1 protein-coding gene is annotated in these 331 nt (G+C 70.1%); it reads left to right on the top strand.

Features of this window, described 5'->3' with window-relative positions; translation table 11 throughout:
* The coding region (eutB, locus tag ACH65_RS18300; RefSeq protein ID WP_049624078.1) for an ethanolamine ammonia-lyase subunit EutB at positions 1–312 on the top strand (312 nt) is incomplete at its 5' end.
* Between the last annotated feature and the right edge of the window lie 19 nt (positions 313–331).

Here is a 331-nt window from a genome sequence, read left to right as displayed (position 1 = left end):
GACGTCTGCTACACCAACCATGCCGAGGCCGACTCGGACGACATGGACACGCTGATGACCCTGCTCGCCACGGCCGGCGTCACCTTCCTCATCGGCGTGCCGGGCGCGGACGACGTCATGCTGATGTACCAGAGCACCTCCTTCCACGACGCCCTGTACCTGCGGCAGCTGCTCGGACTGCGGCGCGCGCCGGAGTTCGAGCAGTGGCTGCGGCACATGCAGTTGCTCGACGACGACGGCCGCCTGCTGCCGCTGCCGGCGCAGCACCCTTCCCTGCGCAGGCTGGCGTCCATCGCCGGCCCCCGCGGCTGAGCGGAACCAGGCCATGCAG

It is taken from the genome of Frateuria defendens (assembly GCF_001182895.1).
GTDB lineage: Bacteria > Pseudomonadota > Gammaproteobacteria > Xanthomonadales > Rhodanobacteraceae > Frateuria_B > Frateuria_B defendens.
The sequence above is the reverse complement of the archived record's forward strand: the minus strand, read 5'-3'. Positions and strand labels throughout refer to the sequence as shown.